The sequence below is a fragment of the Dyella sp. PARNA 12/25 genome, from assembly GCF_055702865.1.
The window spans coordinates 1-17,232 of record NZ_JBVQCI010000012.1 but is presented as its reverse complement, the minus strand read 5'-3'; the positions used below and the strand labels follow the sequence as shown (position 1 = coordinate 17,232).

At 63.1% G+C, this 17,232-nt stretch carries 16 protein-coding genes; 1 reads left to right on the top strand and 15 read right to left on the bottom strand.

The features are described from left to right. Positions 1 to 18: 18 nt before the first annotated feature. The 12 genes from AC0GUR_RS18570 to AC0GUR_RS18515 form a co-directional block, all read right to left on the bottom strand. A complete protein-coding gene (locus AC0GUR_RS18570; RefSeq protein WP_472878989.1) occupies positions 19 to 2,274 on the bottom strand; it encodes a carboxy terminal-processing peptidase in 2,256 nt (751 codons plus the stop codon). Between the two features lie 26 nt (positions 2,275 to 2,300). Next, entirely contained in the window at positions 2,301 to 3,302 is a 1,002-nt protein-coding gene (lipA, locus tag AC0GUR_RS18565) for a lipoyl synthase (RefSeq protein ID WP_472878988.1), read from the bottom strand. 10 nt (positions 3,303 to 3,312) lie between these two features. Beyond that, positions 3,313 to 3,981 carry a lipoyl(octanoyl) transferase LipB gene (lipB, locus tag AC0GUR_RS18560; protein ID WP_472878987.1) on the bottom strand — a complete coding sequence of 223 codons (669 nt, stop codon included), beginning with the start codon at positions 3,979 to 3,981 and terminating at the stop codon, positions 3,313 to 3,315. 114 nt (positions 3,982 to 4,095) lie between these two features. Then, entirely contained in the window at positions 4,096 to 4,386 is a 291-nt protein-coding gene (locus AC0GUR_RS18555) for a YbeD family protein (RefSeq protein ID WP_472878986.1), read from the bottom strand. A gap of 17 nt (positions 4,387 to 4,403) precedes the next feature. Further along, a complete protein-coding gene (locus AC0GUR_RS18550) occupies positions 4,404 to 5,630 on the bottom strand; it encodes a D-alanyl-D-alanine carboxypeptidase family protein (RefSeq protein ID WP_472878985.1) in 1,227 nt (408 codons plus the stop codon). A gap of 64 nt (positions 5,631 to 5,694) precedes the next feature. Further along, positions 5,695 to 6,636 carry a septal ring lytic transglycosylase RlpA family protein gene (locus AC0GUR_RS18545; protein WP_472878984.1) on the bottom strand — a complete coding sequence of 314 codons (942 nt, stop codon included), beginning with the start codon at positions 6,634 to 6,636 and terminating at the stop codon, positions 5,695 to 5,697. Further along, the gene (mltB, locus tag AC0GUR_RS18540; protein WP_472878983.1) at positions 6,633 to 7,646 is read right to left on the bottom strand and encodes a lytic murein transglycosylase B; all 1,014 of its coding nucleotides are present in this window, start codon (positions 7,644 to 7,646) and stop codon (positions 6,633 to 6,635) included. Before mltB ends, AC0GUR_RS18545 begins: the two co-directional genes overlap by 4 nt. Positions 7,647 to 7,746: 100 nt before the next feature. Next, positions 7,747 to 8,865, bottom strand: a complete 1,119-nt coding sequence (gene rodA, locus AC0GUR_RS18535) for a rod shape-determining protein RodA (RefSeq protein WP_472878982.1) — start codon at positions 8,863 to 8,865, stop codon at positions 7,747 to 7,749. Continuing rightward, entirely contained in the window at positions 8,862 to 10,967 is a 2,106-nt protein-coding gene (mrdA, locus tag AC0GUR_RS18530) for a penicillin-binding protein 2 (protein ID WP_472878981.1), read from the bottom strand. The genes rodA and mrdA overlap by 4 nt, the downstream gene beginning before the upstream one ends. Positions 10,968 to 10,972: 5 nt before the next feature. Beyond that, positions 10,973 to 11,458: a rod shape-determining protein MreD gene (gene mreD / locus AC0GUR_RS18525; RefSeq protein WP_472878980.1), complete on the bottom strand. Its 486-nt coding sequence runs from the start codon at positions 11,456 to 11,458 to the stop codon at positions 10,973 to 10,975. Then, positions 11,455 to 12,447 (bottom strand): rod shape-determining protein MreC, encoded by a 993-nt coding sequence (gene mreC, locus AC0GUR_RS18520; protein ID WP_472878979.1) that lies wholly within the window; start codon positions 12,445 to 12,447, stop codon positions 11,455 to 11,457. The genes mreD and mreC overlap by 4 nt, the downstream gene beginning before the upstream one ends. A gap of 20 nt (positions 12,448 to 12,467) precedes the next feature. After that, complete coding sequence (locus tag AC0GUR_RS18515; protein ID WP_046971370.1) at positions 12,468 to 13,514, bottom strand: rod shape-determining protein; 1,047 nt, start codon at positions 13,512 to 13,514, stop codon at positions 12,468 to 12,470. Between the two features lie 261 nt (positions 13,515 to 13,775). On the opposite strand from AC0GUR_RS18515, the gene AC0GUR_RS18510 reads away from it, so the two are divergent. Further along, positions 13,776 to 14,711 (top strand): carbohydrate kinase family protein, encoded by a 936-nt coding sequence (locus tag AC0GUR_RS18510; RefSeq protein ID WP_472878978.1) that lies wholly within the window; start codon positions 13,776 to 13,778, stop codon positions 14,709 to 14,711. Between the two features lie 53 nt (positions 14,712 to 14,764). Here AC0GUR_RS18510 and glpK read toward each other — a convergent pair whose 3' ends face one another. The 3 genes from glpK to AC0GUR_RS18495 form a co-directional block, all read right to left on the bottom strand. Continuing rightward, positions 14,765 to 16,264 (bottom strand): glycerol kinase GlpK, encoded by a 1,500-nt coding sequence (gene glpK / locus AC0GUR_RS18505; protein ID WP_472878977.1) that lies wholly within the window; start codon positions 16,262 to 16,264, stop codon positions 14,765 to 14,767. A gap of 86 nt (positions 16,265 to 16,350) precedes the next feature. Continuing rightward, positions 16,351 to 16,911, bottom strand: a complete 561-nt coding sequence (locus AC0GUR_RS18500) for a TIGR00645 family protein (protein ID WP_472878976.1) — start codon at positions 16,909 to 16,911, stop codon at positions 16,351 to 16,353. A 129-nt stretch (positions 16,912 to 17,040) separates the two neighbouring features. Next, a partial coding sequence (locus AC0GUR_RS18495; protein ID WP_472878975.1) for a hypothetical protein occupies positions 17,041 to 17,232 on the bottom strand: 192 nt, incomplete at its 5' end.

The following is a 17,232-nucleotide window of genomic DNA, read 5'->3' as shown; positions in this document are numbered from 1 at the left end:
CATCGCGAGAGCCGCTGATTAGTGCGCGGCAGCTGGACTCGGCTGCGGCGGCTTGTCGCCCGTTGCGGCCGTCGTGGCCATGTTCGAGAAGCGACCGCCGTACGGCAGCACAGCCGCCGCCAGCTTGGAGTCGCCCTTGATCAGGCCCACTGCGTCGAACAGGATGTGCGCGGTCTCGTCGAGTTGCGGATCGGCCGCCTTCTTGGCGTCCTTCTCCTGCTTCAGCTCGCTCTTGAGACTGCGCTCGTTGGCGTTGAGGCCGTCGTCCGCTGCCACATCGTCTTCGCCATTCGTGTCGCCATCGATGGCTTTGTGACGGGCGCGGAAATCTGCCTGCATCGCATCCAGCTCCTTACGCTCGGCCTGGCGCTGTGCGAAGTTGAGCGAGATGGTGGTCTTGTCACGCATCTTGCGGTACTGCGCCAGCTCATCAAGCATCAGCTTCCACGCTGGCGACTTGACCGTGCGGGCGTCGTGCTTGGCCTGCAGCTGGCCCAGGTAGGCCTTCAGATCAGCCACCGGCTTGTAGTCGGCCGGCGCAATCTGCGTCCACGGCAGCGCGTTGTCGTAGGTGGATTCGCCGAAATCCTTCTCGTCGCCGTTCTTCGGATACTGGATATCCGGCGTCACGCCCTTGAGCTGGGTGGAGCCACCGGTGATGCGGAAGAATTCCTGGATGGTCATCTTCAGCTCGCCGTACTGCGGCTTTTCCTTGGTGCTGTGCGTGAAGCGGTCGAGGTCGACCAGGTTCTGCACGGTGCCCTTGCCGAACGTCGGCTGGCCGATGATCAGGCCACGGCCGTAGTCCTGGATGGCAGCAGCAAAGATTTCCGACGCCGAGGCGGAACCGCGATTGACCATCACGGCCAGCGGACCACTCCAGGACATGCCCGGATCGTCATCGCCCTGCACCTGCACTTCGCCGCGTGCGTCACGCACCTGCACCACCGGACCCTGGTCGATGAACAGACCAGTGAGTTCGTTGGCTTCGGCCAGCGAGCCGCCGCCGTTGTTGCGCAGATCCATCACCACGCCTTCCACGCCTTCGGCCTTCAGCTCGCCGAGCAGCTTGGCCACGTCGCGGGTGGCGCTCTTGAAGTTCTTGTCGCCTTCGCGACGCGCACCGAAATCAGAGTAGAAGCTCGGCAGGTCGATCACGCCGATCTTGCGGGTGACGCCGGCGTCCTTGATCTCGATGACTTTCTTCTTGGCCGCCTGTTCTTCGATGCTTACCTTCTGGCGCACCAGCGAGATGAGCTCGTGCTTGCCGTCCACGCCCGCGTCAGCCGGGAGGATTTCCAGGCGAACGGTGGTGTCCTTCTTGCCGCGGATGTGCTTGACCACGTCGTCGAGACGCCAGCCGATCACATCCACCATCGGGCCACTGGTGCCTTCGCCGATGGCCACGATGCGATCGCCCACGTGCACCTTGCCAGACTTGGCAGCCGGGCCGGCGGGCACGATTTCGCGGATGGCGGTGTACTCGTCGCGTGCCTGCAGCACGGCGCCGATGCCTTCCAGCGACAGCTTCATGGAGATGTCGAAGTTCTCCGCCGCGCGGGGGCCGAGGTAGTCGGTATGCGGATCGGTGGATTCGGCGTAGGCGTTCATGAAGGACTGGAACGCGTCTTCACCGTCGAGCTGGCGCACGCGATCGATGTAGCCGGCGTAACGCTTGTCCAGCGTCTTGCGGATGTCGTCGTCGCTCTTGCCGGCGAGCTTGAGGCGCAGCCAGTCGTTCATGGTACGCAGGCGCCACAACGTATCGAGCTCAGCCTGATCCTTCGGCCAGTCGGCCTTCTTGCGATCGTAGTTGTAGCTTTCGTTGGTGTTGAAGTCGAAGCCCTGCTTGAGCAGGCCGCGCGCATAGTTCATGCGGTCGATGGCGCGCGTGACGTAGAAGTTGAACATCGAGAACGGGCCAGACAGCTCCTGATTCCAGATGGCGTCGTCCATCTGCGTCTTCAGCGGCGCGAACTTGGCCAGGTCGGCCTGGGTGAAGAACACCTTTTCGCCGTCGAGGCTGTCGAGATAAGCCTTGTAGATCTTCTGCGACATCGCATCGTCGAGCGGCTGCGCGTCGTAGTGGAAGCGCGTGAGGAAACGCGCGGAAAGCTGCGCCGCCTGCGCCTGATTGATGGTGGGCTTCAGCGGCAGCGTGGAAAACTTGCGCGGCGCACTGTCGTCGGTGAGATCGGCGGCAGACTGCGCGTGGACACCGACTCCGGTGACGGCAAGGGCAAGCAACAGGGCTAGCGAGGGGCGCAGTTTCATAAGGTCTCGGTGGCGTGCCAGTTCGGTTAGGCGTGCTCAGTGACGCCTGCAGCGTGAGCCTGCAGGTCGGCGTGGTAGGACGAACGCACCAGCGGGCCGGAAGCGACGTGATGGAAACCCATCGCTTCGCCGGCTTCGCGCAGTGTTTCAAATTCTTCCGGGGTCCAGTAGCGGATCACCGGATGGTGGTGCGGTGTGGGTTGCAGGTACTGGCCGATGGTGATCATTTCCACGTCATGCGCGCGCAGGTCGCGCATGGTTTCCAGCACCTGCTCCATGGTTTCGCCGAGGCCCAGCATGATGCCGGACTTGGTCGGCACGTCCGGATGCTGCGCCTTGAAGCGCTTGAGCAGGTCCAGCGACCACTGGTAGTCGGCGCCCGGTCGCACTTCGCGATAGAGGTGCGGCACGGTTTCCAGGTTGTGGTTGAACACGTCCGGCGGGAAGTCCTTGAGCACTTCCAGCGCACGCTCCATGCGGCCCTTGCCGCGGAAGTCGGGCGTGAGGATTTCGATCTTGATGTTCGGGCTGGCGTGACGCGTCGCGCGGATGCATGCGGCGAAATGCTCGGCGCCGCCGTCGCGCAGGTCGTCACGATCCACCGAGGTGATCACCACGTACTTCAGGCGCATGTCGTGAATGGTCTCGGCCAGGCGCGCCGGTTCCAGTGGATCGGGCGCAGCCGGTTTGCCATGGGCCACATCGCAGAACGAGCAACGACGCGTGCACACTTCGCCCAGGATCATGAAGGTGGCGGTGCCATGGCTGAAGCACTCGTGGATGTTCGGGCACGAGGCTTCCTCGCACACGGTCACCAGCGAGTTTTCGCGCAGGCGCGCCTTCAGCTGCTGCACGGCGTTGCCCTGCGGCAGGCGCACACGGATCCAGCTGGGTTTGCGCAGCGTCGGCACGTTCGTGTCGAAGCCCGCGCGGTTCAAGCCGATCTTGTCATTGCCCAACTGCTTCTCGACGGGTGCGCCGCCAACAACACTGATCGGGATGACCTTGGAAGTAGACATTTCGCTCATGTAGGCAGACTCAGACCGCTACGCGAGCGGGTAGTTCAGGGAGGATGGGGGCGGCTGGTTCAGCGACGAATCCAAACTGGCGGCAGAACTCTTCGACCAGGGCGTCTTCGACGTCCGACAGGCGCGACGGACCGCCCAAGTCTAGCACCTGCGTGACCGCCAAGCCCTTGTAACCGCAGGGGTTGATGCGGTGAAACGGCTCAAGGTCCATGTTCACGTTGAAGGCCAGACCATGAAAGCTGCAGCCGCGACGCACGCGCAGGCCCAGCGCGGCCACCTTGGCACCAGCCACGTAGACGCCGGGGGCGCCCTCCAGGCGTTCGGCACCGATGTTCCAGTGCTCCAGCGTGTCGATGAGGGACTGTTCGATCTTGTTGACCAGCTCGCGCACGCCAACGCCGACGCGGCGCAGGTCGATCAGCGGGTAGCCCACGATCTGGCCGGGGCCGTGATAGGTCACCTGGCCGCCGCGATCCACATGCACCACCGGAATGTCACCCGGCGCCAGCACGTGCTCGGTCTTGCCGGCCTGACCCAGGGTGAATACCGGGTCGTGTTCCAGCAGCCACAGCTCGTCAGGCGTATCGGGGCCCCGGTTATTGGTGAATTGGCTCATGGCCTCCCAGGTCGCGGCATAGGGCTGGCGACCGAGGAGACGGACTTTGAGCGGCAAAGACATGGGGACTGGCCTGGGGATTGGAGCTAAGTATCTGCGGCCCTGAGAGGGCCCTTGCAAGGGCTGGAAGTCATCGGTGGCGAGGCGGGCACGGCCAGCCCGCCACGTCAGAGCGCATCAGAGCGTGTAGCGGATATCCGGATCGGCCCGCAGCACCGAATGCGCCAGGTCGTACTGTTCGCGCGTATCGCAACGGAAGCTGACGGTGACCGAGAGAAAATTGCCCTCTCGCGAGTGGCGGTGCTTCACCGTCTCATGCAGCACGTGCAGACCAATGCCCTCCAGGATCTGCGGCACGCGTGCCTTCAGATCGGCGCTGGCATTGCCCATCGCGGTGATTTCGAACTCACCGGGAAACTGGAAGCCCTGACCTTCCTGCTGGGCCTGGATGGAGTCGATATCGCGCATCAGTGCACCTCCGGTACTTAAGCTTCGGACTTCTTGTCACTGTGGAACCACAGCATGATGCTGTCCCACAGACGACCGAAGAAGCCGGCCTGCGGCGCATCGCCCAGGGCGACCAGCGGCACGTTCTGCACCGGCTGACCGTCCAGCGTGATACGCAGCGTACCCACCTGCTGGCCCTTGGTGAACGGAGCAACCAGCGTGGCCGGGATGTCCATAGTGGCCTTGAGCTTGTCGTAGTCACCGCGCTTGACGGTAACCAGCACGTTGTCGCTCACGCCCAGCGGCAGATCGTTGGCCTGGCCCTTCCACAGCTTCGGCGTAGCCAGCGGCTTGCTGCCGTCGTACAGCTTGTGGGTCTCGTAGAAGCGGAAACCGTAGTTCATGAGCGCCAGCGCGGCATCGGCGCGGCTCTTCTCATTGGTGGAGCCCATGACAATGGCGATCATGCGCGAGTCGCCCTGCTTCGCTGACGCAGCCAAGCAGAAGCCCGCAGCGGCGGTGTGGCCGGTCTTGATGCCGTCAACGGTGTTGTCGCGCCACAACAGCAGGTTGCGGTTGTGCTGCTTGATGCCGTTCCACTCGAAATCCTTGACCGCCGAGATCGCATAGTCCTCGGGGAAGTCATGGATCAGCGCGCGCGAAAGGATGGCAATGTCGCGTGCGGTCGAGTAATGGTTGGCGATCGGGTAACCCGAGGCGTTCTCGAAGTTGGAATTGGTCATGCCAATCTGCTTGGCATACGCATTCATCAGATTGGCGAACGCGGACTCATTGCCGGCGGTGTGCTCAGCCAGCGCGATGGCGGCGTCATTGCCGGACTGGATGATCATGCCGTACAGCAGATCCTTCAGCGGCACCTGGCTGTTGAGCTTGAGGAAGCTGGTGGAACCATCGGTGCCCGCACCGCCGCTGCGCCATGCGTTCTCGCTGATGGTGACCGGGTCGGTCATGTGGACCTTGCCGTTGGCGACCTCGGCGGACACCACGTAGTCGGTCATCACCTTGGTAATGGAGGCAGGCTCCACGCGCAGATCCGGCTCCTTCGACGCCAGCACCTGGCCGGTGGCGTAATCCATCAGCACCCAGCTCTTGCCGTCCACATCCGGCGGCGGTGGCACGGGGGCCTCCGGCGTCACCGGGCGCGGCACCGGCGCGGGCTTCGGCGGCGTCTGCTGAGCGACGGCAGTGCCGACGACCAAGGCGGCGACGGCGAGCGAAGAAAGGGTGCGGCGAATCAGGTTCATCTTTCAGTTCAATCCAATGGCTGTATAGCGGCGAGCGAGACGCTTCCGCTGGAAAAACAATGCATCAGTCTACCGCGACCTGCGGTCGAGGCAGCCCCATGTTGGTAATTCGGGAGGTTACGTCGTCGGCCTGATCGACGCTGGAGAGCGGCCCCACCCGGACTCGCCGCACGCTACGACCGTTGATTTGCGCATCCACCACCTGTACCGGCGCAAAATTGGCGGCTCGCAGCTGCTGCGCGACACGCTCCGCGTTGCTCATATCAGAGAATGCCCCGACCTGAAGGTAGATACCTGGCCCCGGTGTGGCGGGTTTGGGCGGCGGCGGTGGCGGCGGCAGGGTCTGGGCCGTCAACGGCTGGCTGGGATCGATGGCGCGCACTTCCACCAGACCGGTGCCCTTGGGCCATACGCCGATCTTCACGGCCGCGGCGTAGGACAGGTCGATCAGGCGGTTTTCGTGGAACGGGCCGCGATCGTTAATGCGCACGATCACGCTCTTGCCGTTCTCCAGATTGGTCACGCGCGCATAGCTGGGCAGCGGCAGCGTTTTGTGCGCGGCGGTGAACTGGTACATGTCGTAGTCCTCGAGACTCGACGTTTTGTACCCGTGGAATTTGTTGCCGTAGAACGAAGCCACGCCCCGCTCCACGTAGCCGCTGGGGGTGGCCATCACGTTGTAGGTCTGGCCAAGCACCGTGTACGGCGACTTGTTGCCGTAGAGCGCACGCGGCTCCAGCTTCGGCACCGGTTCCGGCAAACTGTTGATGAACTCGGGCGGCGCGCCATCGGGCACGCTGTCGGCGTTGTCGCGATAGCGGCTGCTCTGCGAACGGCTGGTGTCATCGTTGACGCCGCCACGGGCGTAGCTGCCGCCGCTGCTGCTCGACGACGAACTGCTGCGCGACGACGAACCACCATGACCGGTGGAGGGTCGGGTCTTGCCGCCGCTACAACCTGCCAGCAGCGCGATCAGCAGGAGTGGCAGCGCTAGCCGCCACCTCATTGCGTGGCTTCCATCTCGCCTGCCCCTGCGGCAATCGCCTGCGCCAGCTGATGCACGGCCAATGCGTACAGCGGGCTGCGGTTGTAGGTGGTGATTACGTAGAAATTCTGGAAGGTGAACCAGTACTCCATGCCATCGGCGCCCTGCAGCGACTGCAGGCTCGACCGCAAGGCCGGACTGAACGGCTGCACGGGCGCATAGCCCCAGGCTTCGAGCTGCTCGAGCGGCCATTGCGGCTTGGAATCCTTCACGGTGATGGGTTTGGCTGCGGCATCGGCCTGGGCCCGTGCGGCGACCGGGCCGCCGGTCTGCCAGCCGTGCTTGGCGAAGTAATTGGCGACACTGGCAAAGATGTCGGGCAGCGAATTTTTCAGATCGATATGGCCGTCGCCGTCCGCATCCACGCCGAAATCGCGGATGCTCGACGGCATGAACTGGCCCCAGCCCTGCGCACCTGCGTACGAACCGGTGAGGGTGTCGATGGGGCCGGCAAGCTGGGTGTCGGGCAGTTCCAGCAGGGTCTTCAACTGCTCGCGGAAGAAAGTGGCACGCGGCGGGTAGTAGAGGCCCAGTGTCACCAGCGCATCGAGCACCTTGTACTTGCCGGTGATGCGGCCATAGGAGGTTTCCACGCCGATGATCGCCACGATGTACTCGGGCGCCACGCCGTATTGCTTGCCGATGCGCTCCAGCAACTCGCGATGCTGACGGTAGAACGCAATGCCGTCATTGATGCGCTGGGGCGTGATGAAGATCGGCCGGTAGTCCTTCCACGGCTTGGCTTCCGCCGGGCGGCTGATGGCGTCGAGGATGCCTTGCTGCTTCTTGGCGCCATCCAGCAAGGTGTTGAGCGCCTGAGGATCCTTGCCGGTGTCCTTGGCAACTTCACTGACCAATTGGTCCTGGCCGGGATGGGTTTCTGCGAGGGCCGGCATGCATGCCGTGGCGAACAGAAGGCCAAGCGTGGCAACGAGGCGACGAGTCGGGAGCGACGCGGGAATCGAGAGCATGAAAGACTTCGCTGTCGTGAACGGCTTCACACCAAGCCTAGCATGCAAGCCGGCAAAAACCGGCCTTTTGTGCTTACTTTCTCGCTGTAGGGCTCGGCCCTTAGTTGTGGGTCTTGCGGTTGGCGTGAATCGACATCAACACACCGAAGCCGGTGAGCAGCGACACCGCCGAGGTACCGCCATAGCTCACCAGCGGCATCGGCACACCCACCACCGGCAACATGCCCGAGACCATGCCGCCATTGACGAACACATAGACGAAGAAACTCATGCCAATGGCGCCGGCCAAGAGGCGCGAGTAGGTATCGCGCGCTTCCATGGCGATCCACAGGCAGCGTCCGATGATGAAGGCGTAGAGCAACATCAGGGCGATCACGCCAACCAGGCCGAACTCTTCGGAAAACACGGCAAAGATGAAGTCGGTAGTGTGCTCGGGCAGGAAGTCCAGCCGTGATTGCGTACCGTGCTGCCAGCCCTTGCCGAACAAGCCGCCGGAACCCACTGCGATCTGGGACTGGATGATGTGCCAGCCCTTGCCTAGTGGATCGGACTCCGGGTCGAGCAAGGTCAGCACGCGATTGCGCTGGTAGTCGTGCAGGAAGTGCCAGGCCACCGGGACCATGGCGCCCACGGCGGCCAGCAGGCTGCCGATCTTCCACCACGCCATGCCCGACAGGAACAACGCGAACGCGCCGGCGGCCGACACCAACAACGCGGTACCCAGGTCGGGCTGCTCGGCGATGAGGCCGGCGGGAATACCGATGAGGACGCCGACCATGATGATGTCTTTCCATCGCGGCGGCAGTTGGCGCGGGTGCAGATACCAGGCCACCATCATCGGCATGGTGAGCTTGAGCAACTCGGACGGCTGAAACGACATCACGCCCAGGTTCAACCAGCGCTTGGAACCACTGCGCACTTCGCCGAAGGCCGCCACCATCAGCAGCAGGAAGACGCTGCCGGCGAACAGCCATGGCGTCCAGCTGCGCAGCACCGGCGGGGGAATGCGCGAGATCAGCAGCACCAGCATGCCGCCCATCACGAAGCGCGTGGCCTGGCCACCGATCATGGCCATGTTGCCGCCACTGGCGCTGTACAGCGTCGCCAGGCCCACCAGGGCAAGCAGGAACAGGCCAAATGCCAGCGGCAAGTCGATGCGCGGCCGCGTCATCACGCGGCGCACGAAGCGAAACAGGCGCGCCTGGAGGGCGTCGATCATGGATTGCCTCCGTCATCGGGTGCGGGCGTGCTGGCGGACTCAGCCGGCAATGCGGTCATGTCGGCCGGTGTCGCCACGGGCGTGTCCTCGGGAACTTCCTGGATAGTGGGTTCGGTGGCTGCCGGGCTCGGCGCGGATTCCGGCGAGTTCGTCGGCGGCACCGGGCCACCATTCGAGGCAATCCACGCTTCCATGATCTTTCGCACGATGGGGCCTGCGTCGGACGCGCCCCAGGCACCGGATTCCAACATGGCGGTCACGGCAATGCGCGGCGCTTCCACCGGCGTATAGGCGATGAACCAGGCGCGGTGGCGTGTCGCAAGATACGCAGTGTTCTTGTTGGTGTCGTAGTCATTGCTGCGGCGAGAGAAGCGTTCCGCCGTACCGCTCTTGCCGGCGACGACATACGGGAAGCCGATGAATTGAGTCCTGGCGGTACCGCCCGCACCGGAAACCACGGCCTCCATACCCTGATTCACCACATCCCAGTCGTGTGGCTTGCGGATCAGAGACGGTCCAGCAGGCGGATTGGGCAGCGGGACAGGACGCTCCTTCACTGCTGCCGTCGCTATCACCAGCCGCGGAGCATATGGCGTACCGTGTCCTGCGAGCGTTGCCGTGGCATGGGCAAGCTGCAAGGCGGTGACGTTCCAGTAACCCTGGCCGATGCCGGCAATGATCGTTTCACCCTGGAACCAAGGGTATTTGCTGCGCGTGGCCTTCCACTCGCGCGAAGGGAGAATGCCCTCGGCCTCGCCTAGCAAATCGATACCCGTCTTCTTGCCAAAACCCAGGCTACCCATCCAGCTCGCAAGACGATCAATGCCCATGTCGAGCGCGAGGCGATAGAAGTAAGTATTTGTCGATTTCTCGATTGCCCGGACCATGTTCACGGTGCCATCGCCCCCACGCGTGTCGTCGCGATAACAGCGCTGCTGGCCAGGGACGCAGAACTCACCCGTCGACAGCACGGTATCCTCGGGGCGGCGAACGCCCAATTCCAGGCCGCCGAGCGCCAGGAACGGCTTGACGGTCGAGCCCGGTGGATACGCACTCTTGAGCGCACGATTGAGCAGCGGCTTGTCTTCTGCCGTCGTGTACGCGGTGTAATCCGCCTTGCTGATGCCGTTGACGAACAGGTTGGGGTCGAAGCTCGGTACGCTGACCATCGCCATGACCTGACCGTTGCGCGGATCGATCGCCACGGCTGAGCCGGGACGACCCTGGAATGCATCCATCGCGGCCTTCTGCACGCGCACGTCAATGCCAAGATAAAGATTCTTGCCCGGTATGGGCGCGTGGGTTTCCAGTACGCGCTGCACGCGGCCATCGACATTCACCTCGACCAGCTCGTAGCCGGGCTCGCCGTGCAGCATGTCTTCGTAGGAGCGCTCCAGGCCACTGCGGCCCACATGACTGGTGCCCTTGTAGCGGTCAGCATCGAGCCGCGCCGTGTCGTCGGCGTCGATGCGGCTCACATAGCCCACCACATGCGCGAACAATGAACCGTACGGATAACGACGAGTGAGGTACGGCACCACGTCCACGCCGGGGAAACGCCAGCGATTGATCGCGAAACGAGCGATTTCGTCTTCGGTGAGATGCAGTTTCAGCGGCACGCTGTCGAAGCGGCGGTTCTGCTTGAGCTGCTTCTTGAAAGCTTCGATGTCGCCTTCGTCCAGCGGCACCACCTCGCGTATGGCAGACAACATGGTCTGCATGCACTTTGCTTGCTGCTTCCTGGAGGTATCGGCTTCAGCATCATCCTGCGACGCAGCTTCGCTGGTGGACGGCGACATGGCCTGCGTGCACTTCACCTGCTCAGGCACCACTTCCAGACGGAAGGCGGGCACGTTGTCGGCCAGCAGCACGCCATTGCGATCGAAGATCAGGCCGCGCGCCGGCGGAATGGCCCGCGGTTTCACGCGGTTGTTCTCCGAACGCAGCGCGAATTCGTCGTGGCGCTGCACCTGCAGGTACGAGTAGCGACTCACCAGCGCGCTGAGACCCACCAGGATCAGGGCAAAGCCCACCAGCGCACGCACGCGGAACAGCGCGCTTTCGCCTCGGGTGTCCTTGATGGAGCGTCGCCGCAGGGCCATGGCAGCTATTGAATGCGCAAACGCATACGCAGGTCGTCCATGAGCAGGAACAGGAACGGCCACAGCGCAGCGCCGACGAACGGCGAAATCCACCAGGTCGCCGACGGCAGCGACTCACCCGCAAACGTCCGCACGATGAGCAATAGCACGCGATCGTTGAGCAGCAAGGCGAGCACCGCCAGGGTCTGCTGCCACATGGGGAAGAAGCGCAGGCGCGAACGGAAGCGCAAGGCGATGAACACCAGCGCACACAGGCGCATGGCCTGCTCGCCCAGCAGCACGCCATCGAGCAGGTCGGCGCTCAGACCCACGACGAAGGCCAGCCCCAGCGTCACGCGATCGCCCGATTCCAGCGACCAGTAGAGCAGGAACAGCGCCGGCCAGTACGGCTTGAACGGCTGCAGCGGCGCCGGCAACGGCACCAACATGGAGAGTACCGCAAACACCAGCGAGCCCACGAACAACATCAGGCTGATACGTGGTTTGCTCATGGTTGCACCGTGGGCGCCAGGGCGGTCGGCGCTGCTGCCGAGGTGGCGTCAGCAGGGCGCGATGGTGTTGAACTGGAGCTCGTGGCCGCAGGCGCCAGATCAGTCGGCGGCCCGGCAGGCGCCACCGGCTCCGGCGGACCGACCGGCTCGGCCAGATCGTGCAGCAGCAGCACGTCTTCGCTGCGGTCGAGATCGGCGGTGGGGCTCGCACGCCCCTCAAGGAACAGGCCGGAACCCGCAGGCTCTACGCTACGGATCTCGCCCACCGGGAAGCCCGGCGGAAAGCGGCCACCCAGGCCAGAAGTCAGCAGTTTGTCGCCGGGGTGCACGTCGGCCGCCATGGAAATATTGGGCAGGCTGAGCAGGCCGCCATCACGCGAGCCATAAGCCACTGTGCGCAAACCGGTGCGCTCGATCACCACGGGAATGGCGTGGTCGGGGTCGGTCACCAGCATGACCAGCGAGGTGCGCTGCATGACTTCCACCACCTGCCCGATGACGCCGTGCGCATCGATCACCACCTGGCCGGCCTTCACTCCATCGCGAGCGCCAACGTTGAGCATCATGCGGTGGCGCGCCGTGCCCAGGTCCACGTCGATGACGCGGGCCAGCTGCACGTTCAATTCGAGGCTGTGCTGCGTATCGAGCAGCTCTTTCAGGCGCTGATTCTGCTCGGCCACGGCCGCCATGCGGTTGAGCTTGGCATTGGCCAGCAGTAGATCCTCGCGCAGGCGCTGATTCTGCTCGGTGAGCAGCTTGCGGTCAGAGAAGGCCACGCTGAGTGCACGCATGCCATTGGCCGGCATGCTGGCCAGCCGATAGACCGGCTCAACCAGCACCGAGGTGGTGTAGCGCAAGCGCCAGATCCAGCCATTGCGATGGTCGAGCACCATCAGCACCATGGCCAGCGCAAGATAGAAAATGAGCCTGAGTGTGCCGGCGACCGTGCCGGCAAACAGGGGCGAGGAGTCCTCGCGCGAGAGCGCCATGCCCTAGCCCCGTCGTTGTCTTATTCGGGAGCGAAGAAGTCGCTGCCGTGCTGATCAATCAGCTCCAGCGCCTTGCCACCGCCACGGGCCACACAGGTCAGCGGCTCGTCGGCCACCTGCACGTGCAGGCCGGTTTCCTCGGAGATCAGGCGATCCAGGTCGCGCAGCAACGCGCCACCACCGGTGAGCACGATGCCGCGCTCGGCCACGTCGGAACACAGTTCCGGCGGGGTCTGCTCCAGTGCCGACTTCACCGCCGCCACGATGCCCGACAGCGGCTCGTGCAGGGCTTCCAGCACCTCGTTGGAGTTGATGGTGAACATGCGCGGCACGCCCTCGGCCAGGTTACGGCCGGAGATCTCGATCTCCTTGACGTGCGTCTGCGGGAACGCGCAGCCAATTTCCAGCTTGATGCGCTCGGCGGTCGACTCACCGATCAGGGTGCCGTGGTTGCGGCGCACGTAGTTGATGATGGCCTCGTCGAAGCGGTCGCCGCCCACGCGCACGGACTGCGAGTAGACGATGCCGTTCAGCGAGATCACGGCCACCTCGGAGGTGCCGCCGCCGATGTCCAGCACCATCGAGCCACGCGCCTCATGCACCGGGATACCGGCACCGATCGCTGCGGCCATCGGCTCTTCGATCAGGAACACGTCACGGGCGCCGGCGCCTTCGGCCGATTCCTTGATGGCGCGACGCTCCACCTGGGTGGAGCCGCAGGGCACACAGACCAGCACGCGCGGGCTGGGACGCAGCATGCGCGACTTGTGCACCTGCTTGATAAAGTGCTGCAGCATCGCCTCGGTCATGGAGAAGTTGGCGATCACGCCATCCTTCATCGGGCGCACCGTAGCAATGTTGCCGGGCGTGCGGCCCAGCATCTTCTTTGCATCGCTACCCACGGCAGCCACGGCACGCGGGCCACCTGGGCCGCGGTCCTGGCGGATGGCCACCACCGACGGTTCGTTCAGCACAATGCCCTGTCCCCTCACATAAATGAGGGTATTGGCCGTGCCAAGGTCGATCGAAATATCGTTGGAGAAAAATCCGCGAAACTTCTTGAACATGGGTCCGCCGCGCGTCGGCAATGGCTAAAAAGTAAGCGGGCCAGTCTAGTCAGCTAACCCCCGGATCGCAAGGACAATCTCGTTAAGAAAGCCTTTATATACGCGGTGATATCCGCGTTTTTGAGATCGCGCACATTCCCAGGCGACCGCAAGAAAAGTCGCAGGCGGCACCGGATCCAAGTATGATCTGGAACTTTGGGCCAGGCAGGTCAAGTCGCTGCCCGGTTGTCCGTTCAACTGCCAGGGAAAACACCTCGCATCATGTCTGCCGTCATCTGCGGATCGCTTGCCTACGACACCATCATGGTGTTCCAGGATCAGTTCAAAAACCACATCCTGCCCGATCAGGTGCACATCCTGAACGTGTCGTTTCTGGTGCCGCGGATGCGTCGCGAGTTTGGTGGTTGCGCCGGCAATATCGCCTACAACCTGAAGTTGCTGGGCGGCGACCCGCTGCCGGTCGCTACGGTGGGCCAGGACTTCGGTCCGTACCGCGCGCATATGGAGAAGTGCGGCATTCGCCTGGATTTCGTGCGCGAGTTCGACGATCAGTTCACGCCCCAGTGCTTCATCACCACCGACCTGGACAATAACCAGATCACCGCCTTCCACCCCGGTGCGATGCTGAGCGCCCACAGCAATCATGTGCGCGACATCCCGCAGATCAGCTTCGCCATTGTGGCGCCGGATGGCCGCGATGCCATGCTGCAGCACGTGGACGAGTTCGCAGCGCGCGGCGTGCCCTTCATCTTCGATCCGGGTCAGGCCATGCCGTTGTTCGACGGTGCCGAGTTCCGCTCGATGATCGAGAAGGCCACCTATGTCATCGTCAACGACTACGAGTCGCAGTTGCTGCAGCAGCGCACGGGTTGGAGCGCGCAGGACATCGCTTCGCGCGTGAAGGCGTACATCGTGACCCTTGGGCCACGCGGCTCGCAGATCCACACCGACGGCACCACACACGAGATTCCCGCTGCGCGTGAGCGCCAGGTGGTCGATCCGACCGGCTGTGGCGATGCTTATCGCGCCGGCCTGATCTTCGGCATCATGCGTGGCAAAGATTGGCCAACCATCGGCCGCATGGCATCGCTGATGGGCGCACTGAAGGTTGAGCACCCCGGCACGCAGAATCAGCACTTTGACTACGCGCAGTTCGCTGCCGAGTTCAAGGAACAGTTCGGCTACGCGCTCGACTGAGCATGGTTGGTTCGCTGACGATACAAGGCCTCCTTACGGAGGCCTTGTTCGTTTCAGCCGACGCGAAAGCCCATGGTGGCTTTCACCGCGTCCTGCCAACCGCGATACAGGCGATCTCTTTCTGCAACGTGCATCTGCGGTTCGAAACGGCGATCCACTTGCCACAGGCCGGCGATCTCTTGGCAGTCCTTCCAGAAACCGACCGCCAATCCGGCAAGATACGCCGCGCCCAGTGCGGTGGTTTCCTGCACGCGGGGCCGCAATACGGGCACATCGAGCATATCGCTCTGGAACTGCGCCATGAAGTCGTTACCGATCGCACCACCGTCGGCCCGTAGCTCTTTCAGCGCAATGCCCGCATCGCCTTCCATGGCGGTCAAAACGTCGCGAGATTGATAAGCCATCGACTCCAGCGCCGCACGCACGAAATGCTCCTTGCTGGTGCCACGACTGAGGCCGAAGATCGCGCCACGCACGTCGCTCTGCCAATAGGGCGCGCCGAGTCCGACAAAGGCCGGCACCATATACACGCCTTCACTGGACGCGATGCGTTCTGCATACGCCTGCGAGTCAGCCGCCTTGTCCAGCATGCGCAGGCCATCGCGCAGCCATTGAATGACGGAGCCGGCAACGAAAATGCTGCCTTCCAGCGCATAGTCGACCCGATCTCCTAGCTGCCAGGCAATGGTGGTGAGCAGGCCATGCTTCGACGGCACGGCCTGTTCACCGGTATGCATCAACATGAAGCAGCCGGTGCCGTAGGTGTTCTTGGCCATGCCGGGTGTGAAACATGCCTGCCCGAACAAGGCAGCCTGCTGGTCGCCTGCCACGCCGGCAATCGGCACGCTCGCACCAAAGAACTGTGCGGGCGCGGTGTGCGCATACACCTCGCTGCTGGAGCGGACCTCGGGCAGCATGGCTCGGGGTATCCGCAACATGTTGAGCAGGTCGTCGTCCCAACGGCGACGATGGATGTCAAACAGCAAGGTGCGCGCAGCATTGCTTACGTCGGTGACATGCGCGGCACCGCCGCTGAGGTTCCAGATTAGCCAGCTATCGATCGTGCCGAACAGCAGCTCGCCGCGCTCAGCGCGTTGCTGCGCACCTTCGACATAATCGAGAATCCAACGCAGCTTGGTCGCCGAAAAGTAGGCGTCAATCAGTAGTCCGGTGCGTTCGCGCACGAGCGGCTCGTAACCGTCGCGCTGCAGTTGCTCGCAGATCTCCAGACTTTGCCGCGATTGCCACACGATGGCGTTATGGATGGGCAGCCCGGTGGCGCGATCCCACACCACGGTGGTTTCACGCTGGTTGGTGATGCCAATGGCAGCAATGTCTGAGAGCTCAACTCGAGCGTTGGCGAGCAGCTCGGTGACCGTCACCAGCACACTTGTGAGAATGTCGTGCGGGTTGTGCTCCACCCACCCGGGCTTCGGGAACAGCTGCTCGAACTCGCGCTGCGCAACGCCCACCACCGAACCCGAGTGATCAAACAGGATCGCTCGCGAACTCGTCGTGCCTTGGTCAAGGGCAAGGATGTAACGCTTCTCCACGCGAGGTCGCTCCGTCGCTGCAATGGGCCAAGCGCAAGCGTAGCAACAACCCGGGCGGTGCATTCACCACCCGGGTCTGGCATCCATTAGTGATGCGCAGGCTTTTCCGCCGGCTGCATGATGCGATCGATATAAGCGAGCGCCAATGCCGACACCACGAAAGCCAGGTGCAGCAAGACCTGCCACTTGATCGTTTCGGGACTGAGCGAACTGGCCTTGATGAAGGTGGCCAGCAGGTGGATCGAGGAAATGCCGATGATCGCCATCGCCAGCTTCACCTTGAGCACCGTGGCATTCACATGCGACAGCCACTCTGGCTGGTCAGGGTGGTTTTCCAACTTCAGGCGCGACACAAAGGTTTCGTAGCCACCGACGATCACCATCACCAACAGATTGGAGATCATCACCACATCAATCAAACCCAGCACCGTCAACATGATGGTGGTCTCGGCACTGTCAGCGCTTGCGCCTTCGGCGAAGTGGCCCAGCAACGTGGCATCCACCAGGTGCCAAAGCTCCCGCAGGAACTGCACCACATAGATCGCCTGCGCAACGATAAGCCCGAGGTACAACGGCAACTGCAGCCAGCGCGAGGAAAAGATCAGATAAGAAAGTGGACCCAAGCGGTCTTTGCTGGGAGTCGTCATACACATCACGTCGCGAGGAAAAGAAGGACTCGCGATAGTCGCAAATTCCTACGTTACCGCGAGTGAATGTCCAGACCCCAGTTCAGGGCACAGAAAACATCACACGCGATCCCCAAAGATTCGAAGGCCCTAGTGGAGCTTTTCCACGTGTGCCATCGGCGTCGAAGTCATCACGACTTGCGACAAACTGCCGGTGATCAGACGGCAAATAGCCGTCCAAACGATGCGCACATTCGATGCCACTATTTTCTCACGCGCAAAGACAAACGCCTTCCCGGATGGGAAGGCGTTTGAGGGATAAAGCCCCTGGCGGTGACCTAC

Coding starts and splice junctions, on each gene's coding strand:
- mltB (WP_472878983.1), bottom strand. CDS start 7,646: ATGCTCTCGATTCCCGCGTCGCTCCCGACTCGTCGCCTCGTTGCCACG.
- lipA (WP_472878988.1), bottom strand. CDS start 3,302: ATGAGCGAAATGTCTACTTCCAAGGTCATCCCGATCAGTGTTGTTGGC.
- AC0GUR_RS18515 (WP_046971370.1), bottom strand. CDS start 13,514: ATGTTCAAGAAGTTTCGCGGATTTTTCTCCAACGATATTTCGATCGAC.
- AC0GUR_RS18500 (WP_472878976.1), bottom strand. CDS start 16,911: ATGACGACTCCCAGCAAAGACCGCTTGGGTCCACTTTCTTATCTGATC.
- mreC (WP_472878979.1), bottom strand. CDS start 12,447: ATGGCGCTCTCGCGCGAGGACTCCTCGCCCCTGTTTGCCGGCACGGTC.
- AC0GUR_RS18550 (WP_472878985.1), bottom strand. CDS start 5,630: ATGAACCTGATTCGCCGCACCCTTTCTTCGCTCGCCGTCGCCGCCTTG.
- AC0GUR_RS18545 (WP_472878984.1), bottom strand. CDS start 6,636: ATGAGGTGGCGGCTAGCGCTGCCACTCCTGCTGATCGCGCTGCTGGCA.
- mreD (WP_472878980.1), bottom strand. CDS start 11,458: ATGAGCAAACCACGTATCAGCCTGATGTTGTTCGTGGGCTCGCTGGTG.
- mrdA (WP_472878981.1), bottom strand. CDS start 10,967: ATGGCCCTGCGGCGACGCTCCATCAAGGACACCCGAGGCGAAAGCGCG.
- AC0GUR_RS18555 (WP_472878986.1), bottom strand. CDS start 4,386: ATGCGCGATATCGACTCCATCCAGGCCCAGCAGGAAGGTCAGGGCTTC.
- AC0GUR_RS18510 (WP_472878978.1), top strand. CDS start 13,776: ATGTCTGCCGTCATCTGCGGATCGCTTGCCTACGACACCATCATGGTG.
- AC0GUR_RS18570 (WP_472878989.1), bottom strand. CDS start 2,274: ATGAAACTGCGCCCCTCGCTAGCCCTGTTGCTTGCCCTTGCCGTCACC.
- lipB (WP_472878987.1), bottom strand. CDS start 3,981: ATGTCTTTGCCGCTCAAAGTCCGTCTCCTCGGTCGCCAGCCCTATGCC.
- rodA (WP_472878982.1), bottom strand. CDS start 8,865: ATGATCGACGCCCTCCAGGCGCGCCTGTTTCGCTTCGTGCGCCGCGTG.